Below are 25652 nucleotides of genomic sequence, written 5' to 3'. Positions count from 1 at the left end.
AACGGTAAAGATACCGAATACTTGGTTAATGCTTCAATTTCTGATACAGATATCCAAAGTGGTCAAAAAACTAGTTCAGTTAAAGCAGGAACTAACGTAACTGTTGGAACCACAGTTAACGGTAAAGATACCGAATACTTGGTTAATGCTTCAATTTCTGATACAGATATCCAAAGTGGTCAAAAAACTAGTTCAGTTAAAGCAGGAACTAACATAACTGTTGGAACCACAGTTAACGGTAAAGATACCGAATACTTGGTTAATGCTTCAATTTCTGATACAGATATCCAAAGTGGTCAAAAAACTAGTTCAGTTAAAGCAGGAACTAACGTAACTGTTGGAACCACAGTTAACGGTAAAGATACCGAATATTTGGTTAATGCTTCAATTTCTGATACAGATATCCAAAGTGGTCAAAAAACTAGTTCAGTTAAAGCAGGAACTAATGTAACTGTTGGAACCACAGTTAACGGTAAAAATACCGAATACTTGGTTAACGCTTCTATTGGTGATACCGATATTCAAAATGGCCAGATTGTAACTAAAGTTGTGGAAGGTACTGGTGTAGATGTAGCATATGCTGCTAGTGCTGATGGAAAACTGCATACTTATACAGTTTCAGTTGATCCATCACAAGAATTATTAACAGGTGATGTTACTGGAGCATTAAGTGATAATACTGTAGTTGCTATTCAAGGAATAGAGGTTTTAGAAGGTACTCCAACAGATAAACAAGTACTTACCTATGATTCTGATCAAGGAAAATGGGTACCAAAGGCTCCGAATGCTGTACCAAAAGTTTCTATAGTAAATGGTTTAAATACCACTGTTAGTAAAGAAGTTAGTACTACAGATGCAAATGAAACTATTTATAAAGTAAATGTGAAGAGTGCCTTACCTAGTTTCTTTTATATGCCTTCTGTTTTTGTTCCAACAAGTGCTAGTGCGAATTTACCAACTGGAGTTACATTTAATAATACTACTAGAAAGGGTGAAATTAAACTTTATGAAATATTCAACGCCCAGTTTGAAGGTCCAGTAACTCAAAGTGACCCAAATGCAGAATTACCAACCTTTGAAGCAGACGAGTTAAACTACTTTGTAACCTATGCAGATCCTAGTGTTTTTGTTAGTGTTGATGTTTCTGATACAGGGATATTAACTTATGAAGTTTCAGCTACTGCAAATGTTAGTGTTGGAACATTTATGAATATTGTTTTTAGTATTCGCTAACTAAAAAAGTTGACGTATGAAAAATTTAATCTATTTGCTAGCCTTATGCTTGATGTGTGTAGGGGCTAGCGCTCAAAATATATCTGTTACAACTTGGAATGAGTTAGCTAAAATGATCTCTGAACAAGAATTAGAAGAGTTACAGAGTAAGGTTTATGGCTATGAATCCTCCATGAGCGTGTATTCGAATGGCTATGTGTATCCTTACATTAAGGCTGGACAAGAAACAATAGATCTATTATTTATGAATGGGCTCTTTCCTTTAGAAGTAGTGAAAAATGTTCCAGAATTTAAAGAGTCGATGAATAATATTAAAGTTGTTTGCATTGATTTATCAGAAACACAAAATATTAATACAATGCTAAATATGGATTTAAAGTTTTCTTTATTACCTAATCTACAGTATATAGTACTTACCTCTATTAGTAGAGATCAATTGGATAAAGCTGAAGTTAACTTTAAAGACAGAAAAAATCAAAGGGGTGAAGATTCAAAGAAAATATATCTCCTAAGTCAATTGGAACCTGAAAACACGTAGGCTATGAAAAAAATATATATAGATAGGCTAAGAGTACATCTGAGTATATTGCTTTTTTTAGTATGTACTTTTTCAATCTTGGGTCAAGAGACATTTACTTTAAGGAAGTCCTTAAAGGCGCCTGAACCATATACAGATGTTGGAATTTATAATCTTAGGGGAGACTTCACGATGATTGGTAACTCTAATTTGTACGATAACAAGAATCCAAATAATAGAAAAAAAGGAAATGGTAACAATGACAACATGACTTTTTATAAATTATCTGGTGATGGTTCTGATATCATTAACTCTTCTTCGTCTACTTTGGTAAAGCCTATTGGTCTTGATTTAACTTGTACTGAGATTGTTTATGTTGGATTGTACTGGACTGGTAGAGGAGACAATGATCCTTCTGATGCAACAAAACTTAAAAATGGGTTACAAAAGAAAAAGATAAAAGTAAAATTACCAGGTCAATCTAGCTATGTAGAATATAACGCAGAGGTTAGTAATATAGGTAGTGATTTGCAAAGAGACATATACACCTGTTATGTAGATATTACAGATAAAGTAATTGCTTTAGGAGATAATGCCTGGGGGACTTATAGTGTTGCGAATATTGCTACTACAAAAGGGAATGGATCTTCTACTGGTTATTTTGGCGGATGGGGAATGGTAGTGATTTATGAGAATCCGAAACTTAGTTGGAAGGACATTACTGTTTTTGATGGGTTTAGTTTTATAAATGGGGCTGATGCATCTGCTAAAACTAGAGAATTAACTATTAATGGATTTAGAGCGGCGCAAAATGGGGCTATTAATGTAAAAATGGGAGTTATTGCAGGGGAAGGCGATGCGGATATCGTAAATGACTTTCTTAAAATGAAATTAAATGCAGGTAATTCCTATGAAAGATTAAGCCATGGGGCGGATACGGATAATAATTTTTTTAACTCCACTATTGATATCGCACCGAATACTCGTGTACATAATAATAGTAATAACTACGGGGTAGATGTATTTACTTTTAAGTTAGATAACAGTAATAATAGATTTATTGCTAATAATCAGCAAAGTACTAAATTCCAATATGGTACTACTGGGGATACATATGTAATCAGTACTGTAATCTTTGGTGTAGATGCATTTGTGCCAGAAGTTGAAGCGTTCAATAGTATTATTACTCCTGGTATGTCTTCAGGATCTCTAGTAGATCCGGGTGATGAGGTCTCTTTTGAACTAACAATAAAGAACAAAGGGAATGAAAAGATTAAAGATGGAGAAGTAGAGGTTATAATACCGCCAAATATGCATTTTGTTTCTGCCTCTGTCGATCCTAGTTTGGATGTAAAAGGGTTAGTATCATGGAATCATCCACAAGGAAGTGACTCTACAATTCTATCTGGTGGTATAATCACGTGGAAATTTGATAAGGATTTATCCAATGCTGATAAAGATGCAATCTTAGGTAAATTGACTTATACTCTAAGGGCTACAGATAATTGTGAAATACTTACTAGCTCTTATAATAACTGTGTTTTAACAGCTGGTATTAACGGAAGAGTTAAAGGTGTTGGTGCTAACTCTAATGGGCAATTGGATAGTCGTTTTGTCAAAGGATATTCTGAATCTAATTGCTTTGAGGCAGAGTACGATAATATGGATCTTAATATAAATTTAGATCCCGACTTTTTAGCTAATTGTTCAACAATTGGGCAAAGTGGAGCTAAAGTATTTTCTGTGGCATGCGATGATTCTTCTAATGTAGTACCGCGTCAAACAGTAGTGGAATATTACCCTACAGGTACAAAGTTTTATTCTATCGATTTGAGTATTCCTAATGCTGAACCGGTTTTAGAAGAAGGAGATTTTATAGCCTCTGAACAGGGAATCGTTTATTACGCACTTTATCCTTGGTCGAATTTTAGATGTTTCACGCAATTTAAAGCTGTTTCTAGTCAGATAAACACCACGCCAACAGTACAGAATATCAATGTGTGTTTTGGGGATAACTATACTTTAGAAAATAAGGTTTCCCAGGTTGGACTTCAGCATGGATTGACTCTTTTCTATTTTGAAAATGAAACGGATTCTACTCCACTAAGTCAAATACCACATCCTACAGATGAGGGAGTCTATACCTACTATGTGGCAGAAGGCCGTACTGGTTGTTATGGAGAAAAGATATCTTTTACCATTACAATAAAAGGATTACCTAGCGAGCAAACACTCGAGCCAGATTGGCAGTTTTGTGAGAACTCTGATGGTTTATATACAATAACTACAACCGATACGGTGGTATGGGAATATGCCTTAGCGCAAGATCCTACTACTTGGATTGTGTTACAAGCTAATTCATTTAATTCCAGCTTGCAACCAGCTTCTAATAATTTAAAAGTTTCACATGCAAGCCAAGTGATTAATGGAGTTTTAGTTAGAGTAAGAGTTTCTAATTCAAATGGTTGTAGTGTTTACTCTGAGCCAATGAAGATAGTGGTAGATGATTGTTCTACTATTAGTAACCCAGCCTTGCCAAGTAAGGCTTACAAATAGTCTATAATATGAAAACTAGTGCAAAGATAAATTGGATACTGGCACTCATTTTTACTGGGTTACCCATTATTGGATTTGGTCAAAATAATGCTGGACCAAAATTGGTGAATGCTGGTAAAATGAGCATGGAGTCTAACTCCTTGGTAAGTGTAGCATATGATTTTTCAAATCTACCTACTGCTCAGGTAATCTCCGATGGAACTATAATGTTCTATAGAGATTTTAATAATGATGGATTTTACGAAAGTTCTGTAAATAAAAAAACAGGGAAAACCTACTTTACCCGCTGGAATCAAGAGCAGGGTGCTCAAGTTATCTCTGGAGATGCCATAAGTAGTTTTCACGATATTATTTTTGATAATAGTCAATCAAACATGGCTTTCGACATTAAGAATAATATTGATATTCATGGGAAAGCAGAATTTAAGCAAGGTATTTTAAAGGTAGATTCTACCCAAAATCCTATCACGAAAGTTTCTAGAGGGATGGTAAGTTTTTTAAAGGACTCTTCTTGGGAACAAGCTAGTGATATAAGCCATGTGGATGGTTATGTGGAGAAGATTGGTAAAACAGATTTTACCTTTCCTAAAGGTAATAAAAACATGTATCGTCCAGCGATAATCACCTCTGCTAAAGAGGATAAAGATGCTTATTTAGGTAGATATGTCTTTGACGATTCGAACTTTTTCCATGCGAGAAGTCCGTATTCAGGGGTAATCGAAGAGCTTAATACTAAAGAATATTGGATTATTGAAAAGGCAACCAATTCTGCAACTGATATCATTTTGACATTAACATGGGATTCTAGAACTACTCCAAAAAACTTATTGGACGATCCTGAGAAAGATCTACATATAGTGAGATGGGATAGTAAGCAAAACCTTTGGGTAGATGAGGGAGGAATTGTAGATATAGCTAATAGACAAGTTACTACACCTGTAAGTGTAAAAGGGTATGGTTTTTTTACTCTAGCTAAGGTCAAAACGGATTGGATACTAGATGGCGATGTAGTGATTTACAATTTAGTAAGTAGTAATGAGGACAATATAAACGATTACTTCTTAATTGAGAATATCCAAAGATTCCCTAATAACTCTGTACATATTTTTAACCGTTGGGGGGTAAAGGTATTTGAAACCACTAATTATGACCCTCAAGGAGATGGATCAGTTAATGTTTTTAGAGGGTATTCAGATGGAAGAGCAACTATTGCCAAAAATGAAAAACTTCCAACTGGGACTTACTACTATATTGTTACTTATGAGTTTAAGGATGCAAATGGAGCAAGGATGATTAAAAAATCAGGTTACTTACAGTTAGAAACCAACTAAAAAAACAAGAAAATGAAGAAAATAATAAATTTCAGGGCATGGATGCTTAGCGTTTTTTTAGGGATAATAACGCTAAGTAATGGCTTTGCGCAGCAAGATCCTCAATATACTCAATACATGTATAACCATGCAAAAATAAACCCTGCTTATGCAGGAAGTGTAGATAACTTAGGAATTTATGGCCAATATAGAACCCAATGGGTTGGTCTTGAAGGTGCTCCAAAAAGCGTAAATGCTTCGATAACTTCTCCAATAGCTCAAAGTGGCCTGGGATTAGGTGTTCATTTTCAAAATGACAAAGTAGGAGCTATGAATAGCAACACTTTTGCAATAGACCTTTCCTATACCATAAATTTAAGTTGGAACTATAAGCTAGCTTTCGGAGTAAAGGGATCTGGAAATATTTTAGATGTTAACTATGACAAATTACACATCTTTAATCCCAGTGACCCAGTGACTCAAAACAATGTAAACAACAAATTTTCTCCAAATATTGGGGCAGGGGTGTTTCTTTACTCTGAAAATGCTTATGTGGGATTTTCTATTCCAGCTCTTGTATCTAATACTATTTATGATGCAAATCATATTAAAACTCTAAAAGAAAGAGCTCATTATTATTTGACAGGAGGATATGTGTTTGATTTTAATCAGACTTGGAAATTAAAGCCAGCTACACTTTTAAAAGCGGTAGAAGGCGCGCCTTTACAAGTAGATGTTTCTTTAAATACAATGTTTAAAGATAAATTCACTTTGGGTGTAGCTTATAGATGGGATGCGGCAGTTAGCTTTTTAGCTGGCTTTCAAGTGGACAACACTATATTTATCGGCTATAGTTATGATACAGATACTACTAAGCTTGCACATTATAATAATGGGTCACACGAGATTTTCATGCGTTTCGATTTGTTTAACTCAACTAAGCGAACTAGATCAGCGAGGTTCTTCTAAAAGGGCATTATCATGAGACATAAATTTATAAATATTGGTATGGCCATTCTTTTAAGCCTCGGTACTGTAGGAATTAGTCATGCTCAGATTAGGCAGCAGAAAATAGCAAACAAGGAAGTGGAAGGCTATGCATATAGTAAAGCGATTGCTAACTATTTACGCATAATTGAAAAGGATAAGGCTAATGCTCAGGTGTATATGAATTTGGGGGATGCTTATTATTTTAATGCAAAGTTGGATCAGGCCTTTGTTTGGTATGATAAATATTTTCAAATGCAGGATAATTCTACTATAAGTCCAGATCATTTCTTTCGATACGGTCAAAGTCTTAAAGCAGTAGGAGAAAATCAAAAAGCAGAGCAAATATTAGCAATTTGGCAAGAGAGTTTAGCATCTTCTACCAATGGAAATTTTGTACAAGAAGAGTTAAGTGATGCTACATCAAAGCAAAAAGTGGAATTACAACTCCTGCTAGTAAATGGAAAATTTGCTGATTATGCAGCAGTTGCAACACAAAATAAAATTGTTTTTACTTCTTCTAGGAATGATGAAGATCAATCAAAAAAAATAGATCCATGGACCAATGAACCTTATACAAGTTTATTTGAATTAAATAATCAGGGATCAACTATGGCTAAACCTTTAGAATTTGAGGGAGGTTCTAAAGAAGTTAATTATTCCTCAAGTAGTTTTTCTGCCGACGGTAATACTATGTTTTTTACCGCAAACAACAATAATTTAAGAGGTCGAAAAAAATTCAACAAAAAAAGTAGTTCTCTATTAAAAATATTTAGAGCTACAAAACTTCCGGATGGAACGTGGGGACGAGTATTAGAGTTATCGATTAATTCAGATAATTTTAATACAGCCCATCCGAGTGTATCTATCGATGGTAAAGTACTTTACTTTACCTCAGATAGACCTGGTGGATATGGAGAATCTGATATTTACAAAGTTAATTTACAAGATTTTACACCAGTTGGAGAAGTGGAGAACCTGGGACCAATTATTAATACTCCAGGTAGAGAAACTTATCCATTTATAAGTAGCGAACAATTATATTTTAGCTCTGACACCCATAGGGGATTTGGTGGATTAGATATCTTTAGTTCGACATTAGTGAAGGATAGTCAATGGGGAAATGTACAGAACTTAGGTAGTATGTACAATAGTTCATTTGATGATTTCGCCTATTTTTCCCAAGCTAAAGGAGTTGGCTTTTTAAGTTCTAATAGACCTACTAATGATTACCAAAATGATAATATTTATAGTTTTAAAATTTGTTTGACCCAACTATCTGGAACTATAAAAGATGAAAAAACTTTAGAAAATATAGCAAAAGGATCTCTGAAGTTTTACCTATCTGATAATAGTTTGTTTCAAGAATTAGTTAGTGATCAAAATGGGGATTATTATACAGATTTACTAGGATGTGATCAAAACTACACCGTTAGTATACAAGCCGATGGCTATTCACCTAAGACTATTTCTGTGAACTTGTCTTCGAATAATCCCAAAGAGAATGTTGATGTTTTCCTAGCCTCTATAGAAACACAACCCCTTTGGCAGCCACCTAGTATAGAACCTATTTATTTTGATTTTGATCAGGTGAAGATAACCGAACAATCCAAGAAGAGTTTAAGTGAAATACATGATGTGTTGGAATCCTATCCTCAAAGTAAAGTAGTAATAACCTCACATACCGACAGTAGAGGGTCGCAAAACTATAATATGGAGCTTTCCAAAAAAAGAGCCCAGCAAACCGCACAATGGCTAATAAATAGTGGAGTGGACTCAGATAGAATTTCCACAAAATGGAAAGGAGAACAAGAATTGGTAAATAAATGTAAAGATGGTGTTCCTTGTTCTTTGGAGCAACATGCCTTAAATAGACGAAGTGAGTTTGAACTTTTAGAGCAATAAATACCTATTTTTTTGATTACTGAAAGAGCGATTGTTGGGATCGCTCTTTCTATTTACTTAATGTTTTTTTTAGGAAAATCGCTTGTGTTCTATTCTTGATTTCTAGTTTATTGTATAAGTTATTCACGTGATACTTTACAGTATTTACAGAAATGAATAGCTTTTGAGAAATTTGGGTATTACTCATACCTTCCCACATACAGGTTAGAACTTCTGTTTCTCTTTGTGTTAGATTGTGTTTTATGCGTAAGGCATCTAAAGGAGAAAACTCTTTACTACGCTTGGAGTAGTTAGAGGATTTATCTAATCTAACTAAATGATTTTCAATCTCTCTTCTATAATCATTGTTTTGGTTTTGAATTTCTTTAACCTTGTAAATAATGGTGGATGTAATGATTAAAATACCAAAAGTACAAACTAATCTAACACTATTGATAGTGAAAAAAGAGAATATATCTCCCTCTAAAGTTAGGTGTAATAAATAACCCATAGCCACTAATAGTAAAGTGGAAAAGGTAAGGAAAAGAAATTTTGCGTATACATTCTTATTTATCTGAGATGCTGTTAAAATGAGACAAAATAAAGGCGGTATAAAGCTCAATAAAGCTATGGTATCCAATAAAAAAGGCTCTGAATAAAAAGTGAAGACTAATGAAAGAGTGAATATTAGGACAAATAAAGTAATAAATAATGTACGGTATTGTATAAAAAAGTGCTTGAAATCTAAGAAGTGCAGTGTAAATATACAGATACACAAGGAGATTAATGGTAGATTCCATGCTTGTAAATATGGCATCTCCCAAGTAGCATCAGAGATATAGTAAAACATTCCATCTTCATAGAATAAGGAGATGAAAATAACAATTTGTAGAGCGCAATAACTTAGGAAGCGGTTATCTCTAAATATAAAATAAAAAATAAAATTAATAAAAATCGTAAGAGTAGCAAGTCCATAATAATTTCCAATATATAAAAGCTGTTTTGCCTCATGGCTTGTAAATTGGCTTCTTTCTTGGGCTATAATATTTAAATTTTTTAGTGGATATTGCTTAAGGTTTAGATAATAGGTAGTATTATCGGTCACCAGATAATGATGGGCGAAACGACTCTTAACAAATTCTCCTCTACTATCTAAGTTCTGAGGAATAAGATGAAGTTTGTTGACATTGTAAGCATAAAAATCATAACTAAATATATGTGAATTAGGGATTTGGAAAATAAGGGGAGAGAACAAAATATCTTCATCCATTTGACCTTTGATCCAATTATTGTTTAAGGAATCAGTAGCGATTTGTAACGTCTTGGAATCAAATAAAGGTCGATAGTTTAAAGATTCTATATACTCTTGTTGTTTTATAGGAACTCTAGCTATAGATAAAGTGCTGATTATAAGGCACAATAAAAGTGCCAAAAACCGCAAGGATTTTTGTGAGGTAGGGAGAATCATTGTAGTGTTAGTTAGGTAACCATAAATGTACTAAATATCCCAATTCAATAAGAATTTGTTGTGTTAAATGTACTGGTGTTTAGCTATTTATGTATTTTGTGTGAAAGGGGTTGGTTTTTGTTGAAGTTAATTTTTGTAATGTCTTAAAATTCTCCGGGATAGGAATAAGGAAGGTATTGCTATTGCATAAATAACAATGCTTTAACATAATGCCCTAGGTAAGGATTATAGGTTTTTAAATTAAGTTTAGTGTATTTTTAAAATTTAAACATTTTTAGGCATAAAACAATCGTTTTGTAGATGCATTTCTTGTTTTGGATTTTGAATTTTGTTGAAGAGTTTAAATATATTATTAATATATTAGATTTTTAACCTAACCTAAACTAGCTATTTATGGAAAAGCACTTTCAAATTTTAATTATCGGGGCAGGTACTGCAGGAATAATGACCGCGGCTCAATTAATGAAACGTGATAAAAACTTACAGATTGCTATTATCGATAGTTCACAAAAACATTATTATCAACCTGCTTGGACTTTGGTTGGAGCTGGTAGCTACAGCAAAGAAAAAACAATTAGACTAACTAAAGATTTAATACCTAAGGGAGTTACTTGGATTCCACAAATGGCTCAAGAGATTATAGGAGAAAAAAATACTGTAATCACTGATGCAAAAGATATATACACCTATGATTATCTAGTGGTATGTCCTGGTTTAGTAAATGATTTGTCTTTAATTGAAGGACTTAAAGAGGCAATTGATCAAGGTGTAGTTTGTAGTAATTATATAGATCCAGAATACACTTGGGAACTTTTACAAAAATTTGAAGGAGGAACCGCAGTATTTACCCAACCAAACACGCCTATTAAATGTGGAGGTGCTCCCCAAAAGATCATGTATTTGGCTTGTGATTATTTTAAAAAGAAAAATATTGACAAAAAGACCAAGGTTTTATTTCCAATGCCAGGTAGTGTAATCTTTGGTGTTAAACCTATTGCTGCTACTTTAATGCAGGTAATTCAAAGATATGGCATTGAATTTATGCCTTTTCATAATCCAATTAAGATTGACTCAGTTGCAAAAAGGGCATATTTTAAAATTAACGACTCATCGAATCAATGCGTTGTAATTTCGGATGATACTAGGGTAAGCAGTAAGATAGAAGATGGGGTTTTTAGTGTAGATTTTGATTTTTTACATTTAGCACCGCCTCAAAGCGCACCAGAGTTTATCAAAAAATCTGATTTAGTTAACTCCGCTGGTTGGCTAGAGGTAGATTTACATTCTCTACAACATCTTCGTTATGCTAACATTTTTGGTTTAGGTGATGTGGCAGGATTGCCTACAGCTAAAACAGGGGCAGCAATTCGCAAGCAAGTTCCTGTAGTGGTAGACAATATCTTGAGTATGCTTGATAATAAGGAGGCTAAAAATACACAATACCAAGGTTATTCCTCATGTCCTTTAGTAACAGGATATGGTAAGATGGTTTTAGCTGAATTTAATTACAAAAATGAATTTACCCCTGATCCTAAATTAAAGCAAATGTTTATTAAAGATAGCTCAAAGGAACATTGGCGTTTATGGGCACTAAAAAAGTATATGCTTCCTTATCTGTATTGGAATAAATTGCTTAAAGGAGAGCAAGTGTAGTTGTTTTTAAAAGATTAGTAACGTTTTTAAAAAAGGTTGCGCTATCTTTAGTAATAGAAATTGAATCTAACTTTTATTTTATAACTTATGATGTACGCATACGTATCTATCGGATTAGTATTAGCTTTTTTTGTTTTTATCCTTTATGTCTCTCTAGTAAAGAAGAACCTTAAAAACCATAAAAATAATATTTTAGTATTTTTAGGACTAATTGCTGTCTGGACTTTGCTATACTTTATATTATTATAGAAGTTGTTCTTATAAAAGCTGAAGGGCAATATGAGCACATGCTTGCGCATCACTCAAAGCGTGGTGATGGTTTAGGGAACTAAAACCAAAATAAGAACTTACTGTATTAAGTTTGTGATTTATTAGATTCGGTAGAGCTTTTTTAGCCGAGCGGTACGTGCAAAAAAAAGGATTTTCTACTGGGGATAGGCCATAAGCCTGTAGAGAAGCATTTAAGCAGCTTTTATCAAAAGCACTATTGTGTGCTACAAAAGGTAGACCTTGTATAAAAGGAGTAATTTGTTGCCATACTTCTGGGAAGTTTAAAGCATTTATGGTATCCTCTTGGGTTAAGCCATGGACTTTGGTATTCCAATAACTATAAAAATTAGGAGTAGGTTTAATTAAGGCGTAAAACTCCTTGGTGATAACTTTATTGATTACCACAACTATTCCTACACTACACACGCTAGTTCTGTGTTGGTTGGCTGTCTCAAAATCTATCGCAACAAATGAATCCATAGTATATATAATTTGTAAAGGTTACCTAAAAGGTATTTTACAAAGATAATAATCCAAAACTTCCTAGGTATTTACCTGGGAAGTTTTTTATTTAAATGCATTTCTGCTATTTCTATTGAAGTAAATCAGATGTTTATACTTCTTTGAGTTGTATTATTTTGACAGGGCATACACTTTGGGCCTGTAAGGCGTTATCTAAAAAGCTATAGTCGTTGGATTTAAGTGTATGGAAACCTTTGTTATCCATGGCATTTAACAATACTGTTTTCCCATCTTTTTTCGACATTTGAAAAATTTCTGGGGCAAGTTCTACACAATAATTACATCCAATACATTTGTCTCTTTGTAAAGTGATTATGATCATTTTTCTTGTACTATTTTATAAACTTTATCTGATAATCTTACTCTAAAAGGAACCACAACAGTACAGTTTTGCCCCCTTATACCAGTATCGGAAGGGACTCCATCTACAAATAGCTCTTCTAGTAGGATTTCTTTAGCTCCAGTTGTTGGCCCTGTAATTAAAAGAGTATCTCCTTTTCTAATGTCATAGGCTTCTATCTTGAATTCCATAATACTAGCTTTAGTATAATAGTGTAAAACTTTTGCGATATATACTTTTTTCTGAGTGGCATTACTTCCTGGGTTATCACTCCATTGGCCAAGTTTTTGTCCTAGATAATAACCGGACCAAAAACCTCTATTGTATACTTTAGATAGTTCAGTAAGCCATTGTGTGATCTTTTCTTTGGTATAGGTTCCTTGTTCTATGCTTTGTAAAGCTTGTTTATAGGTTTGAATAACTTTGGCTACATACTCTGGCGAGCGGCCTCGACCTTCTATTTTTAATATCTGAACACCACTTTGTATAATTTGATCCAAAAACTCAATAGTACATAAGTCTTTAGGGGACATCATATACTCATTGTCTATTTCTATTTCGAATCCACTTTCTTGATCTATTACGGTATATTTCTTTCTACAATTTTGTTTACATGCTCCTCGGTTTGCTGAAGAGTTATGCGAATGCAGGCTTAAATAACATTTACCAGAAACAGCCATACATAAGGCTCCATGAGCGAATATTTCTATTTGAATCAATTGACCACTAGGTCCTTTAATTTGCTGTTTTTGTATGCTTTGGGTGATATGCTTTATTTGTCTAAGGCTTAATTCTCTTGAGAGTACAATAGTATCGGCAAATAAACTATAGAATTTTATAGTCTCAATATTGGTTATATTTAACTGAGTGGAAATATGTACAGCAAGACCTAGTTCTTTTGCCAAAACTATAACGGCTTGATCACTGGCAATTACAGCACTAATATTGGCCTTCTTAGCTTTTTGCAATAAATTTCTTACCACAGATAAGTCATGGTCATAGACAATGGTATTTAGTGTAAGGTAACTATGTACATTTTTTGCCTTACAACGTTTTACAATCTCTGGTAAATCTTCCATAGTGAAATTAATACTCGCTCTTGCTCTCATATTTAATTGATCTACCCCAAAATAGATTGAGTCCGCTCCATTGTCTAGAGCAGCTTGTAGGGATTCAAAATTACCAGCTGGGGCCATTAATTCCACTTTATTGTATTGTATCATTGGTATTATATTTGAACTAGCTTTGCCAAAAGCAAAACTTTATATCGTTATCGAAAGTATTTAGGGTTCTAAAATACAGTCTAGCTAGACTATAGTTATTTCAAAATTAGAGTAATTATTCCTAGGTAAAAGCCCTTTAAAGTAATATTTAAGAGTATATACTTTTTACTACTGAGTCCTTTAGTAGAGAGTTTATTATTGCAATTACATTTGGTTGATGACCCACTTTTTTTGGTTAACAAGGAATTTACTTTGTTTTTTCTTGGCTATAGTTCCAAACGGAGGTATATTTATTGCCAAAGGTATTTTAAATGAACCCAACCACTCAAAACAATACAAAAGTAGCCATCATCGGAGCAGGTATTGCTGGATTAACTATGGCTTTAGCCCTGAAAAAACAAAATATTGACTTTGTAATATACGAATCTGCCAAGAAGCTAAAACCTGTAGGTGCTGGTATTGCTTTAGCAGCTAATGCTATGCAAATTTTCAATTATTTTGGAATTAGTGAAAAACTAAAGCAGAGTGGAGTTAGAATGCTTCAAGTCGAATTAAGTGACTTTAACTTAAATAGACTTTCAACCAATGATTTACTATCATTTGAAAACAAATACAAAGCTTTAAATATTGCTATTCATAGAAGGGAACTACATCGCATTTTAGTAGAAGAAATAGGTATAGAAAATATCCTATTAGACAAACGACTTGCTTGTGTAAAACAAGAAAATCCCCAAGCCTACACTCTAATTATGCTAGATGGTAGTAATTTTACTCATTCGATTGTAATTGGAGCCGATGGTTTGCGATCAAAGGTGAGAGATTTTGTATATCCCAATAGTAAAATTAGGGACGCAAAGCAGGTTTGTTATAGAGGTGTAGTTGATTTTAATTTGCCCAATGAGTTAGACAATACTTCTTTAGAAGCTTGGGGTAGTGGTAAGCGTTTTGGATTTGTAAAAATTAATGACAATCAGGTGTATTGGTATTTCTTAATCAATGAGAATCTTAAAAAAGACTCAGCTACTTTGTCTAGTTATTTAAAGGCATGTCCAGATATGGTAAGAGAATTGATACAAAAAACACCCTCTGAGAATATTTTTGAGGATAACATTTACGATTTAGAACCTATAAATAATTGGGTAAAAGGTGGAGTGTGTTTAATAGGTGATGCCGCTCATGCAACTACTCCGAATCTAGGGCAAGGTGCTTGTCAAGGTATTGAAGATGCTTATGTTATTTCTTTGCTCTTACAAAAGTATGACCTTTTAATGGCCTTAGAAAAATACCCTAACCTAAGGAGAGCAAAAGCCCATAAAGTTGTTAAACAGAGTTGGAATCTAGGAAAAGTAGCTCAGCTGGAATCTGTTTTCTGGGGAAATATGCGAAATGCAGCATTTCAATTATTGCCAGAATATTTGGCTAATAAGCAAATGAATTGGCTTTTTGATATCCATAGATATAAAGAGGAAATAAATAAACTTTAGCCTTTGGTTAGTCGTATTTCCTAGAATATTGGTTAATTTTGCAGCCTTTAAAATTGCTCGAGTCCCATTATAGCTATAGTGTAAGGATTAGTTAGCTAAAAATGTTATATATTTTTGATGGAAAAAATTGCATTAGGTCTAAAGCGAAATTGGAAACAGTTTACTCTATTAATAGTGGTAAATATAATGATAGGGGGTATGGTTGGTCTAGAAAGAACTGTAGTTCCTTTAGTGGCTACGGAAAGCTTCCATATACAATCCGACGTTATAATATTTTCTTTTATAATTGCCTTTGGTCTAGTTAAGGCGGTTACTAACCTTTTCTCTGGAGCATTAGCCGATAGATATACTAGAAAACGAGTACTTATTTTAGGATGGCTAGTTGGCCTACCTGTTCCTTTTTTACTAGCTTATGGACCAAGTTGGAATTGGATTATTTTTTCTAATATCTTACTTGGTATTAGTCAAGGACTCGCTTGGTCTATGACTGTCAATATGAAAATAGATCTTGTAGGTAGTAAAAATAGGGGATTAGCGATGGGATTAAACGAAGCCGCAGGATATGGAGCTGTGGGTTTAACTGCCTTATTAACTGGGTATATAGCTTCTTCTTATGGATTGCGTCCTGCTCCTTTTTACTTGGGAATATTTTATACTATAGCAGGAACAGCTTTGTCTATTTTTTTAATTAAAGACACTAAAGCATATGCTGTTTTAGAATCTAAAAATCAAGGTGTTAGTTCAAATGAAGCAGAAGAAAAGCCTAACTTATGGTGGGTTTTTAAACAGACCTCTTATAAAAATAAAAATCTATTTAGTATTTCTCAAGCTGGATTAATTAATAACCTAAATGATGGAATGTCTTGGGGAGTTTTTCCTTTGTTGTTTTTATCTATGGGCGTAGGTTTAGAGGGTGTAGGTTGGATTAAAGCTATATATCCTATTGTTTGGGGTGTAGGACAAATTATAACAGGTCCAATTTCAGATAGATGGGGGAGAAAACCTCTTATCGTTACAGGAATGTTTGTACAAGTAGTTGGTCATATCATCATTGGTATAGAAATTCTCGAACCCTTACATGCTGGGTTATGGGGATCTGTTTTTTTAGGATTGGGAACAGCTATGGTCTACCCAGCTTTACTTGCAGGTATAGGGGATAATGCTCTGCCTAATTGGCGAGCTTCCTCCTTAGGAGTCTATCGTTTTTATAGAGATATGGGATATGCAGTAGGGGCATTAATGGCAGGAGTAGTAGGAGGTCTTTTTGGCTTAATGTGGGCAGTGCACATAGCAGGTCTTCTAACTTTAATTTCTGGTATTATTGTATGGGTTACTATGGATTCTGATAAGCAACAAAGTTAGGCTTTGTGATACAAATAAAGGGAGGTTACTTTATTATCTGGAATTATATGTCTTTTTACCAAGTGAGTTAAACTTGTGAAAAAAGCTTTTCCATTACAAAATTAGTAAGGTAAACCCCTTGTAGTTCTACTTGTTGCTCTTTAATAACAGTAAATCCTTTACTTAAAAAAAAGGGTTTAGCGCTAATTGAACTATGGGTAGTTATTTTCTTATACTTAATTGTTTCTATTACTTTTTGATATAATGCACTAGCAATACCTTGTCCTTGGTAGTCTTTATGAACAAAGAGGCGATCTAGGTAGCCACTTACAGAAATATCTATAAAACCTACTATTTCACTGTTAATTTGGGCAACAAAACTATGGTTTTTTAAAAGAGATAAGTTCCATTGACTTAAATCTTTATTGGGATTTGCCCATACTTTAATTTGGCAATCCGAATAATCTCTAGCATTAATTGATTGAACAGTATCTAGAAAAAGAGATAGAGTAGCTTGTGCATCTTTAAAAGTATAGGCTCTAACTTTCATTGTTCTCTATTTTATTATAAACTAACTACAAAGGTATCTTTTTCTGTAAGATACAATGGTTTTAGCAGTTTTTTTTATTGGTTTATTATCTAGTTTTTTTAATAAAAAGTTAAAGTTATCTTGTAATAAACTTGACGAACTTTAGTCTTTTAAGTATCTTGGGCCTTGGAAGAATGGCCAAAGAAAGTTATTTTCAATAAAGCTTTAATTTATAAAGTATTAGGATTTATATGAATACAAAAACAGTAAAAGCCTATGGTACCCATAGTGCAAAGCAAGATTTAGAATTAATGAACATCACACGCCGTTTAGTAGGGGATAAAGATGTAGAAATAGAAATTTTATATTGTGGAGTTTGTCATTCTGATTTGCATACCGCTAGGTCTGAATGGGGACCAACTATGTATCCAAATGTACCAGGACATGAGATTATCGGTAAGGTAGTTCAAGTTGGTAATCAAGTGGATAAATTCTCTATTGGGGATATAGTAGGAGTTGGCTGTATTGTGGATAGCTGTAGAGAATGTGAAAGTTGTAAAGATGATTTAGAGCAATATTGTGAAGTAGGGCATACCCAAACATATGATAGTCTAGATACGCAGTTAAATCAACCTACCTTTGGAGGTTATGCACAAAGTATTGTAGTGGATCAAGATTTTGTTTTACACATACCAAAGAGTTTAGATTTAAAGGCTGCTGCCCCTTTACTTTGCGCAGGTATTACTACCTATTCTCCTTTAAGACATGCCAATGTAGGGCCTATGTCTAAAGTAGGAATCGTAGGTATTGGAGGTTTAGGACATATGGCTGTAAAATTAGCAAAAGCAATGGGCGCTTATGTAGTGGTAATCACTACCTCAGCTTCTAAAGTAGAGGATGCTATGCGCTTAGGTGCTGATAAAGTAGTATTGTCAACAGATAGGGATCAAATGAAGCAAAATGCACGTAGTTTAGATTTTATATTAGACTGTGTTTCTGCTCAACATAATATTAATAGTTACTTAAACCTTTTAAAAAGGGATGGTAAATTAACCCTTGTAGGAGCACCAGAGAAACCTTTAGAAGTAGCAGCATTTAGTTTAATAATGCAGCGTATTAACTTTTCAGGATCTTTATTAGGTGGAATTAAGCAGACCCAGGAAATGCTTGATTTTTGTGCTGAACATCAAATTCATGCGGATGTTGAACTCATCAATATTGATCAGATCAATGAAGCTTTTGAAAATCTATTACAAGGTAAAGTAAAATATAGATATGTGATTGATATGGCTTCTTTAAATCAAAAATCAATAAAAGAGTAATTACTTATTTGACAAAAAAGATTACATTATACATTATGGATTATTATTTACCCAGTATTCTTGGGATACAAACTAGTCTTTCTTTAGACATTCCTCTTTTTCTTTGGCAATTATTTAGTCTTATACTAATTGGTTTAATTATCTATGCTATCTATAGACTTTTTAAATCAAAATATAGTCTTGAACAAACTATTTTGTTTTTTCTACTTATTTTTATCCCCCCTATAATGAAATAACCAAAGTATAGTATTATAAAAAAGGTCGAAAACTCAATAAAATCAATGGGTTACGATAAAAAAAGGTCGAAATGGATAAAAAATGAAATGTCCATTAATAGTCTTTAATGTCTAAATAAGTTCCATTTAGATGAATAATATTAATCGAAGTACTTCCTTATATAGTTACTAATAGTACATAACTTCAAATACTGCATAAAAGGCCGTTAAATCAAGTGTTTAGCGGCCTTTTATTGTAATTATATGTTATCATTAAACACTCTTTAAGTAGGTTCTTAAAAGTGTTTAAAGAGTAAATTAAAATATTTGATTTTACTAAAATAATAATATTGGGTCACCTCATGGGTCACCTCATGGGTCACCTCTCTAATGTAAAAAAACACTCTCAAACAGCCCCTATATAATCACTTTTTAATTGATAACTAACTATAAAACGCTATTAACTACCCCTATAATTCACTAAGTATAACGAATAATAAGCCCTAATAAATTGAGTTAAAGCACTTTAACTAATTATGTAATCTAATAGAAGCTCTAACAAGTCCAATTGCGACTATTTGATTTAGATGAACATCTTTAGGCGCATGATGTTGGTTGTGGGAAACTATCTTAATATAATCTTCACCTAGATCACTAGGATGAATAAACTTGATTGTCTTCATGGTAGTTGTTTCATCTATTCGAATAGCTAATAGATACATTTCGCCAAAAAATATACTATTTCTATCTACAGCAACAGATTTGTAAGCAACGAGATCTCCAGCTTTTAAAAGTGGATACATACTATCACCTGTAGCTGAAATAGCACCATCACAACTAGGTAACATACCTAACGATATGTAATCTATAATCTTCTCATCATCTGTTACATTATCAATAATAGGAATTAACCCCATTGTAGCTTCAAGGTTAAAGACTGGTATTCGCTGTAACTCTATAACAGCATCCTTTGTTTTCCTATTTCCTGTTACAGGAGAAGCTTCTAACATTGAGGTCTTATTTTGTAACATAGAACCATTTCCAGTAAGAAGCCAAGTGATATCCAAATCGGTATACTTCGCGATAATCTTCGTTATATGTATGTCCGATACAGATGATTTTAACTTATCTGCATCTAAAAACCCTCTCTTTATATCTGTTTCTTTTAAAAAATTAGCTACACTAATACCCTTGTAATCAAGGTACTGCATAATCCTTTCTTTGGTGGTTACTAAAATCATCGCAATTTATTTGTTTATTACTATAATTATCGCATATATTTGCAACAGACAATTGAAACAAATAAGAATAGATACTATTATCTATTTATAATTATAAATAATAATTAAGGATATAAAGATATGAACAAAATTGAATTGCCTGCAACGTTTAAAAAGAAAATAGCATCTGATTTAAAAACCACCGTTCAAACAGTACATACTTCATTATGCTATTTCAACAACTCTCCTCTAGCCATGGACATTCGCAAGATGGCTAAAGAACTACTACTAGAAGAAGCGTCAAAAATTGAAATCTAAATACAATAGCTATGGTATTAACAACGAAAACAATTTACCACGTAGATCAAGATATTAATCTAACAGGTATAGAAAAAGTAACCACGCTATGTGGCGTGGTTATTAGAAGAAAGCTTTTATCAATTCTAAAATAGAACAGTTATGCAATATTTTTTAGTAATGTCTGTAGACATACAAAATGAAAATGGTGAAAGTGTTTTAAGTAAACAAATAGCTAATTGCACTAAAACACTTATCGATAGAGATAAGGTTAAAGAATTTGATTACTTAAAAACGCTTTATACGCTTGATAGATTTTTAGTTCATTTTCTGACAAGTTCATTTGAAGGACTTCCAAAGTATTTGGAACCAAGGATATTACCTCCAGGGGTTGTGCAGTATAATTATCCTTTAGATTTTTCATTAAATCCACCTGTATGCTTTCATTCTCACTCCAGTATAGAGGTAGATAAAAATAGTGAGAACGGTAGGATGCTGTTAATTCCACAAGAACCACCTCTGAATGAAAAGTTTTAACCTGATTAACTCTATTGTAAAAAACATCATTGGATGTATCGCTAACTAGTAGAGAGTGTTCCGTGAATAATATATGATTCCACCGAAACACTTTTGAATTAAGAAAATACATATCACTATAAATTAAGATTAGGAACCTCAAATATAGTGATTATCCTGGCAGGCAGGCACTCACGTTCGAGCCGTGAGCAGGAGCAAAAACAGATATATTATGGCAATAACAAAAGAAACACCATTTGAATATCACAATAAAAAATTAGGTGTAAAAATAAAGTTCTTAATTCATGATAGGGATTATCATGAGAGTTCTTTAAAGCTAATATCATACAAGGCATTAAATCAAAGAATGAAATCAGATACACAGTCTGAGCGTCAATTAAGAAGAGCTTCATTTGGATTTGATGCATTAGTAGAGTTTGACTCACTAAACCAGGAATGGAGAGATCAATTGACCGTTACCTTCGGTAAACCAAAAGAAGAAGTTAAAGAGTCTTTTTTTGCTAAACATTATATAAGTGATCGTGCTGCATTTGATTTTTTTGCAAGTCACAGGTATGGAGAAGATGGTAATCGCAAACTAGAACCAGATGTGATTGAATTATATACTTATAATGCAAGTGTTTTAAATGCAATACTTGAGGTTAGATCTAAAAGAAAGATATATGCTAGATCATTAGGTATTACAGGTCAGTTTGATATATGGCAATCATTAAGTAATGATGTTAATGCATTTCAAGGCGTAAAACACGATTTACCTACGAAAAAAGATAGCTTAAGGCATAAGGTTAACAGATACGTCAAAGAAGGATATCAATCCATCATATCAGGTAAATATGGATTAAGAAATGCCGCTTCAGTTGTGACTCCTGAACAATATGCAATAATAGAGGAGCTATTAAGTAAGCATCAGAATCTTAATAATGAGCAAATTGTAGATATATATAACATTATAGCAGTAAGTAAATCATATAAGACTATTGGTGCTGGAGTTGTAGCAAAAATACGTAAGGATGTTGACATGTATGTTTTTACAGGTAAAAGAGGGATAACTGAATTAATGCATCAAAAGCACATGCAGGTTAAAAGAAGTAAACCAAGTGCTAGTATGTTATTCTGGACAATGGATGGTTGGGATGCAGAGCTCTTGTATCAAAAGACAACTATAAATAGTTCAGGTAATTCAGTGACTACTTACCATAATAGGTTAACAGTTGTAATGGTATTAGATCCTTATAATGATTACATCATAGGTTATGCAATTGGACCAAGTGAAAGTCCTTCTTTGATACGCTCAGCTTTGAAAAATGCTATTAATCATACAGAAGAATTATTTGGCAACAAATACAAGCCATATCAGTTACAAACAGATAATTATCAAATAGCCAATTTAAGACCTACATATGAATCAACTGCTAGATACTTCACTCCAGCTAAAGTCAAAAACTCAAAAGCTAAACCAATTGAGCAGTTTTTTGACAAGTTTAATGAGAAGTATTTCCAAGCAAAGTTAGTTGCTAACTGGTCAGGACATAACGTTACAGCTAATAAAGAAAATCAAGTTAACTCTGATTACTTAAATAAGATTAGACATCAGTTTCCTGATGAACAAGGATGTAGAGCGCAGCTGATTAATGCAATAGAATTAGATAGGTCGGAGAAGCTCACACAATACGTTGATAGTTTTAAGGAATTAGATAGTACTGCAAAAATCGAGATGACAATCAATCAATATCTAAGAACTTATGGTCAAACAACAGGATATACAAATAAGCTTAGAGGAGATGGGTTAACTCCTACTATTAATGGAAGAGAGTTAGCATACGATACTTTTGATTTAAGTTTTAGACAACATATGCATGAGGATTGGATGGTGTTTTATGATGAAGATGATACTTCCAAAATCTTAGTTTCCAATGCTAAAAGCTCCAATGGAAAGTTAGTTGAAGAGATTGGAAAACTTGAGTTTGTTCTTGAAGAAAAATACATTCAACCAATGGCATTGTATGATCAAGAACAACAAGATGTTAATGAGAGACAAAAAGTATTTGACTTTAATAAAAACCTAAACAACCAGGTGTTACAGAGAAATACGGATAGATCACAAATTCTTGATGATTTTTTCGATTCAAACCCACAATTAGACACTTTAAGAAAGTTAATGATCTCAGATTCAAATGGCCAACATAAGGATCAGAAATCAGCTGAAAGAATTGAAAATGCTGCAAAGAAACTTACATCTAAACAAGACAAGGTAGAAAAGAAGATTATAGATGTAGAATGGAAAAGTGAGCAAGATGAATATTTAAAAAATAAGGTAAACCTAAATAAATACGCAAACATATGATTACAATAGAGCAGAAAAACAGAATTAGTGAAGCGCTTAATAACTATATAGAGAAACATGAGATCAGTGCTAATGAAATAGTTAAGCGATCAGGTGTAAATGAAAGCTACATCTCTAGTATTCGAAATGGTGAAACTACAGTTGGTAAATCTGAAATTAAAGAGAAATGGTACTTAATAATTGCTGAGTTTATTGGATTTAAGTTAAGTAAGCAATATTGGGATATGCGAGAAACTCCACAATTATATAGAATGCTTGCAACTTTAGAGGACGCAAAAGAAAATGGCAGCACCAATATAGTTATCGGTGAGACAGGTTCAGGTAAGACTTATATATCAAATCTATTCTTAAAAGCTAACCCGATAGATACATTCAAAATAGTTGTTGGTTCTCTAGATACTATTGGAGATTTGCTAGATAAGATTATTGACACTTTAAAAATTGCGACTCCAAAGACAAAAAGTAAAAAGATTGGAGAGATTGCCAAGAAGTTAAAACAATTACGATTAGAAGGACTTAAGCCTCACCTAATATTTGATGAGTCTGAGTATATGAAGCAACCAGCATTATGTAGTATGAAGGAGTTATATGATGCTTTGAATGGAATCTGCGGTATAACCTTAATTGGTACAAATCAGCTATTAGATAATCTTGATAAGCTTCGAAAAAAGAACAGATCTGGTATACCTCAGTTTTATCGTAGAGTGAAGTTTGGAATTAGAGAACTGCCGAACATTGATAGGACCTTCTCTATTTTTCTTCAAAACATTAAAGATCGAGCTCTGATTAATTTCTTAAAACAGAACTGTGATAACTATGGAGAACTACATGATGTATTAGTTCCTGCAATGAAAGAAGCAGACAGAACTGGAGAGGAACTTACTGAGGACTTTGTAAGAAAAATACTAGGAATGCCAAAAATGATATAGAAATGTCTGATAAGAAATTGAAACGTGCATCTACTATATCAAATATTATATCCACCAAAATTGAAAGAATAAAATTCACAGGTAGATTTTATGATGTGTTTGGACATCCTCAAAGAAAAGGTAGGTGGTTTATATATGGTCCATCAGGTTCAGGTAAATCCTCATTTGTGATGCAACTCTTAAAAGAGTTTGCTAGAACTGAAAAAACATTGCTTGTTTCAAAAGAAGAAGGGTTAGATGATGAAAACCTACAATCAAGGGTTAAGACATTTCAAATGCAAGATGTTGCTTCTAATATCGCTATAGTAGAAGACAATTTAACGGAACTTGATAGACGACTTAGTAAACGAGGATCAGCACAGATAATATTTATTGACTCAGCGATGTATTTGTTTTCTTCTTATGAAGAATACCTTCAGTTCACTAGAAAATATGCAGACAAACTGTTTGTTGTCATCGGACATGGAAAAGGTATGCAACCAAGAACTGAATTTGAACATTCAATAAATTTTGATGCTACTCAAAAGGTTGTGGTAAGTGGATATGTAGCAACAAATAAGGGCAGAAAGTATGGCCCTCTATCAACCCAGTATATTGTTTGGCAAAAAGGATATGAAGATTTACACGGAGTAACTAACTCAAAAATGAACGATGATGAAGATACATAAGATACTAGATATGTCTACTGAAGAGTATAATCAGCTAAGAGTTGATTTTTATATAAAATGGGTGTCTAATAAATCAAAGTCAAATTTAGATTTACAGCAAAGACTTCAAAACAAATCGCTACAAAACTATTTTAAACACCATTTAAACCTGCTTGAAACTCAGTTTAAAAATGAAGTTGATTCATATATCAATCAAAAGCCAAAATTCATTTTCAACTATTACTTAATGATAATAGATAAGTTATTCAATAACTACCCTTCAGCATTATTTAAAACTATAACTAATAAATGTACTCCTTATGACAATTATGCAAATTAGTTTAAAAGTAGAATCCTTAAAAAAGTGGCTTGTTAACAATCAAGACCACCATGATTATCAAATAATATTAAAAGATAAAAACGAATTAGAAACTATACTAAAAGAATATGACAGTAGAGAAAAACGTAGTTAAAAGAGTATTACATCTAGATTCTCTAGTTCCATTCCTAGAGATCAGTGATCGTATAAACTGCCATAAGTTTATTTTGAATAGAAGCCAGTATCTATCTCATAAAGTTAAAGAAGCAATGGAGTTTGTGATCACACACCAATGGAGACCTCCTTATTGTATGTATGGGCAAGATAGGGTCCTTTACTATCTCATAGAAGATGCCAAAATACCTGCAAGCTTATATGTGTAAACGGCAAATAGATCTGCAGCATTTTTGGCAATTAAGAGTGCAGCATTTTTGGCAACAAGACTGCACAACTTTGCAAAGAATATTTTCATAGTCTATTTCAAAAATAGAATAATATTTCTACG

At 33.1% G+C, this 25652-nt stretch carries 23 protein-coding genes; 17 read left to right on the top strand and 6 right to left on the bottom strand.

What is annotated here, in order from left to right:
- From ACYSNM_RS07240 to ACYSNM_RS07215, 6 genes are all read left to right on the top strand, one after another.
- Positions 1-1233 (top strand): hypothetical protein (locus ACYSNM_RS07240; protein ID WP_461756276.1); only part of this gene is annotated, 1233 nt, incomplete at its 5' end.
- Between the two features lie 16 nt (positions 1234-1249).
- Positions 1250-1771 (top strand): hypothetical protein, encoded by a 522-nt coding sequence (locus ACYSNM_RS07235; RefSeq protein ID WP_461756275.1) that lies wholly within the window; start codon positions 1250-1252, stop codon positions 1769-1771.
- A gap of 3 nt (positions 1772-1774) precedes the next feature.
- Positions 1775-4306: a hypothetical protein gene (locus ACYSNM_RS07230; protein WP_461756274.1), complete on the top strand. Its 2532-nt coding sequence runs from the start codon at positions 1775-1777 to the stop codon at positions 4304-4306.
- A gap of 8 nt (positions 4307-4314) precedes the next feature.
- Positions 4315-5637: a gliding motility-associated C-terminal domain-containing protein gene (locus ACYSNM_RS07225; RefSeq protein ID WP_461756273.1), complete on the top strand. Its 1323-nt coding sequence runs from the start codon at positions 4315-4317 to the stop codon at positions 5635-5637.
- Between the two features lie 42 nt (positions 5638-5679).
- Positions 5680-6585: a PorP/SprF family type IX secretion system membrane protein gene (locus ACYSNM_RS07220; RefSeq protein WP_461756277.1), complete on the top strand. Its 906-nt coding sequence runs from the start codon at positions 5680-5682 to the stop codon at positions 6583-6585.
- 12 nt (positions 6586-6597) lie between these two features.
- Positions 6598-8508, top strand: a complete 1911-nt coding sequence (locus ACYSNM_RS07215) for an OmpA family protein (protein WP_461756272.1) — start codon at positions 6598-6600, stop codon at positions 8506-8508.
- 49 nt (positions 8509-8557) lie between these two features.
- On the opposite strand, the gene ACYSNM_RS07210 is transcribed toward ACYSNM_RS07215, so the two are convergent.
- Positions 8558-9955, bottom strand: a complete 1398-nt coding sequence (locus ACYSNM_RS07210; protein ID WP_461756271.1) for a LuxR C-terminal-related transcriptional regulator — start codon at positions 9953-9955, stop codon at positions 8558-8560.
- A 393-nt stretch (positions 9956-10348) separates the two neighbouring features.
- Here ACYSNM_RS07210 and ACYSNM_RS07205 point away from each other — a divergent pair, with 393 nt between their 5' ends.
- A complete protein-coding gene (locus ACYSNM_RS07205) occupies positions 10349-11608 on the top strand; it encodes an NAD(P)/FAD-dependent oxidoreductase (RefSeq protein WP_461756270.1) in 1260 nt (419 codons plus the stop codon).
- A 258-nt stretch (positions 11609-11866) separates the two neighbouring features.
- Here ACYSNM_RS07205 and ACYSNM_RS07200 read toward each other — a convergent pair whose 3' ends face one another.
- The 3 genes from ACYSNM_RS07200 to ACYSNM_RS07190 all read right to left on the bottom strand — a co-directional run bounded on the left by ACYSNM_RS07200 (position 11867) and on the right by ACYSNM_RS07190 (position 13963).
- Positions 11867-12358, bottom strand: coding sequence for a 3'-5' exonuclease (locus ACYSNM_RS07200; RefSeq protein WP_461756269.1), 492 nt, complete (start codon positions 12356-12358; stop codon positions 11867-11869).
- A 133-nt stretch (positions 12359-12491) separates the two neighbouring features.
- Complete coding sequence (locus ACYSNM_RS07195) at positions 12492-12722, bottom strand: ferredoxin (protein WP_461756268.1); 231 nt, start codon at positions 12720-12722, stop codon at positions 12492-12494.
- Positions 12719-13963, bottom strand: coding sequence for a peptidase U32 family protein (locus ACYSNM_RS07190; protein WP_461756267.1), 1245 nt, complete (start codon positions 13961-13963; stop codon positions 12719-12721). Before ACYSNM_RS07190 ends, ACYSNM_RS07195 begins: the two co-directional genes overlap by 4 nt.
- 311 nt (positions 13964-14274) lie before the next feature.
- On the opposite strand from ACYSNM_RS07190, the gene ACYSNM_RS07185 reads away from it, so the two are divergent.
- On the top strand, positions 14275-15447 hold the full coding sequence (locus tag ACYSNM_RS07185; protein WP_461756266.1) for an FAD-dependent monooxygenase: 1173 nt from the start codon (positions 14275-14277) through the stop codon (positions 15445-15447).
- Between the two features lie 117 nt (positions 15448-15564).
- The gene (locus tag ACYSNM_RS07180; protein ID WP_461756265.1) at positions 15565-16809 is read left to right on the top strand and encodes an MFS transporter; all 1245 of its coding nucleotides are present in this window, start codon (positions 15565-15567) and stop codon (positions 16807-16809) included.
- Between the two features lie 67 nt (positions 16810-16876).
- Here the strand turns inward: ACYSNM_RS07180 and ACYSNM_RS07175 are convergent, their stop codons facing one another.
- A complete protein-coding gene (locus ACYSNM_RS07175) occupies positions 16877-17338 on the bottom strand; it encodes a GNAT family N-acetyltransferase (RefSeq protein WP_461756264.1) in 462 nt (153 codons plus the stop codon).
- A gap of 230 nt (positions 17339-17568) precedes the next feature.
- Between ACYSNM_RS07175 and ACYSNM_RS07170 the strand changes: the two genes are divergently transcribed.
- Positions 17569-18639: an NAD(P)-dependent alcohol dehydrogenase gene (locus tag ACYSNM_RS07170; RefSeq protein ID WP_461756263.1), complete on the top strand. Its 1071-nt coding sequence runs from the start codon at positions 17569-17571 to the stop codon at positions 18637-18639.
- Positions 18640-19384: 745 nt separating this feature from the next.
- On the opposite strand, the gene ACYSNM_RS07165 is transcribed toward ACYSNM_RS07170, so the two are convergent.
- Positions 19385-20095 carry a S24 family peptidase gene (locus tag ACYSNM_RS07165; protein ID WP_461756262.1) on the bottom strand — a complete coding sequence of 237 codons (711 nt, stop codon included), beginning with the start codon at positions 20093-20095 and terminating at the stop codon, positions 19385-19387.
- Between the two features lie 120 nt (positions 20096-20215).
- Here ACYSNM_RS07165 and ACYSNM_RS07160 point away from each other — a divergent pair, with 120 nt between their 5' ends.
- The 7 genes from ACYSNM_RS07160 (at position 20216) to ACYSNM_RS07130 (ending at position 25530) form a co-directional block, all read left to right on the top strand.
- Positions 20216-20392 carry a hypothetical protein gene (locus tag ACYSNM_RS07160; RefSeq protein WP_461756261.1) on the top strand — a complete coding sequence of 59 codons (177 nt, stop codon included), beginning with the start codon at positions 20216-20218 and terminating at the stop codon, positions 20390-20392.
- 141 nt (positions 20393-20533) lie between these two features.
- Positions 20534-20908 carry a hypothetical protein gene (locus ACYSNM_RS07155; RefSeq protein WP_461756260.1) on the top strand — a complete coding sequence of 125 codons (375 nt, stop codon included), beginning with the start codon at positions 20534-20536 and terminating at the stop codon, positions 20906-20908.
- 211 nt (positions 20909-21119) lie between these two features.
- The gene (locus ACYSNM_RS07150; protein ID WP_461756259.1) at positions 21120-23252 is read left to right on the top strand and encodes a hypothetical protein; all 2133 of its coding nucleotides are present in this window, start codon (positions 21120-21122) and stop codon (positions 23250-23252) included.
- Positions 23249-24181, top strand: coding sequence for an AAA family ATPase (locus tag ACYSNM_RS07145; protein WP_461753178.1), 933 nt, complete (start codon positions 23249-23251; stop codon positions 24179-24181). Before ACYSNM_RS07150 ends, ACYSNM_RS07145 begins: the two co-directional genes overlap by 4 nt.
- 2 nt (positions 24182-24183) lie before the next feature.
- A complete protein-coding gene (locus ACYSNM_RS07140) occupies positions 24184-24849 on the top strand; it encodes an AAA family ATPase (RefSeq protein ID WP_461753177.1) in 666 nt (221 codons plus the stop codon).
- 299 nt (positions 24850-25148) lie between these two features.
- Entirely contained in the window at positions 25149-25301 is a 153-nt protein-coding gene (locus ACYSNM_RS07135) for a hypothetical protein (protein ID WP_461756258.1), read from the top strand.
- Positions 25276-25530, top strand: coding sequence for a hypothetical protein (locus tag ACYSNM_RS07130; RefSeq protein ID WP_461756257.1), 255 nt, complete (start codon positions 25276-25278; stop codon positions 25528-25530). The genes ACYSNM_RS07135 and ACYSNM_RS07130 overlap by 26 nt, the downstream gene beginning before the upstream one ends.
- The last annotated feature ends 122 nt before the right edge of the window (positions 25531-25652 follow it).

It is taken from the genome of Myroides sp. LJL116 (genome assembly GCF_054871685.1).
This window is presented reverse-complemented; position numbering and strand designations above follow the sequence as displayed.

Coding starts and splice junctions, on each gene's coding strand:
- ACYSNM_RS07235 (WP_461756275.1), top strand. CDS start 1,250: ATGAAAAATTTAATCTATTTGCTAGCCTTATGCTTGATGTGTGTAGGG.
- ACYSNM_RS07230 (WP_461756274.1), top strand. CDS start 1,775: ATGAAAAAAATATATATAGATAGGCTAAGAGTACATCTGAGTATATTG.
- ACYSNM_RS07225 (WP_461756273.1), top strand. CDS start 4,315: ATGAAAACTAGTGCAAAGATAAATTGGATACTGGCACTCATTTTTACT.
- ACYSNM_RS07220 (WP_461756277.1), top strand. CDS start 5,680: ATGCTTAGCGTTTTTTTAGGGATAATAACGCTAAGTAATGGCTTTGCG.
- ACYSNM_RS07215 (WP_461756272.1), top strand. CDS start 6,598: ATGAGACATAAATTTATAAATATTGGTATGGCCATTCTTTTAAGCCTC.
- ACYSNM_RS07210 (WP_461756271.1), bottom strand. CDS start 9,955: ATGATTCTCCCTACCTCACAAAAATCCTTGCGGTTTTTGGCACTTTTA.
- ACYSNM_RS07205 (WP_461756270.1), top strand. CDS start 10,349: ATGGAAAAGCACTTTCAAATTTTAATTATCGGGGCAGGTACTGCAGGA.
- ACYSNM_RS07200 (WP_461756269.1), bottom strand. CDS start 12,358: ATGGATTCATTTGTTGCGATAGATTTTGAGACAGCCAACCAACACAGA.
- ACYSNM_RS07195 (WP_461756268.1), bottom strand. CDS start 12,722: ATGATCATAATCACTTTACAAAGAGACAAATGTATTGGATGTAATTAT.
- ACYSNM_RS07190 (WP_461756267.1), bottom strand. CDS start 13,963: ATGATACAATACAATAAAGTGGAATTAATGGCCCCAGCTGGTAATTTT.
- ACYSNM_RS07185 (WP_461756266.1), top strand. CDS start 14,275: ATGAACCCAACCACTCAAAACAATACAAAAGTAGCCATCATCGGAGCA.
- ACYSNM_RS07180 (WP_461756265.1), top strand. CDS start 15,565: ATGGAAAAAATTGCATTAGGTCTAAAGCGAAATTGGAAACAGTTTACT.
- ACYSNM_RS07175 (WP_461756264.1), bottom strand. CDS start 17,338: ATGAAAGTTAGAGCCTATACTTTTAAAGATGCACAAGCTACTCTATCT.
- ACYSNM_RS07170 (WP_461756263.1), top strand. CDS start 17,569: ATGAATACAAAAACAGTAAAAGCCTATGGTACCCATAGTGCAAAGCAA.
- ACYSNM_RS07165 (WP_461756262.1), bottom strand. CDS start 20,095: ATGATTTTAGTAACCACCAAAGAAAGGATTATGCAGTACCTTGATTAC.
- ACYSNM_RS07160 (WP_461756261.1), top strand. CDS start 20,216: ATGAACAAAATTGAATTGCCTGCAACGTTTAAAAAGAAAATAGCATCT.
- ACYSNM_RS07155 (WP_461756260.1), top strand. CDS start 20,534: ATGCAATATTTTTTAGTAATGTCTGTAGACATACAAAATGAAAATGGT.
- ACYSNM_RS07150 (WP_461756259.1), top strand. CDS start 21,120: ATGGCAATAACAAAAGAAACACCATTTGAATATCACAATAAAAAATTA.
- ACYSNM_RS07145 (WP_461753178.1), top strand. CDS start 23,249: ATGATTACAATAGAGCAGAAAAACAGAATTAGTGAAGCGCTTAATAAC.
- ACYSNM_RS07140 (WP_461753177.1), top strand. CDS start 24,184: ATGTCTGATAAGAAATTGAAACGTGCATCTACTATATCAAATATTATA.
- ACYSNM_RS07135 (WP_461756258.1), top strand. CDS start 25,149: ATGACAATTATGCAAATTAGTTTAAAAGTAGAATCCTTAAAAAAGTGG.
- ACYSNM_RS07130 (WP_461756257.1), top strand. CDS start 25,276: ATGACAGTAGAGAAAAACGTAGTTAAAAGAGTATTACATCTAGATTCT.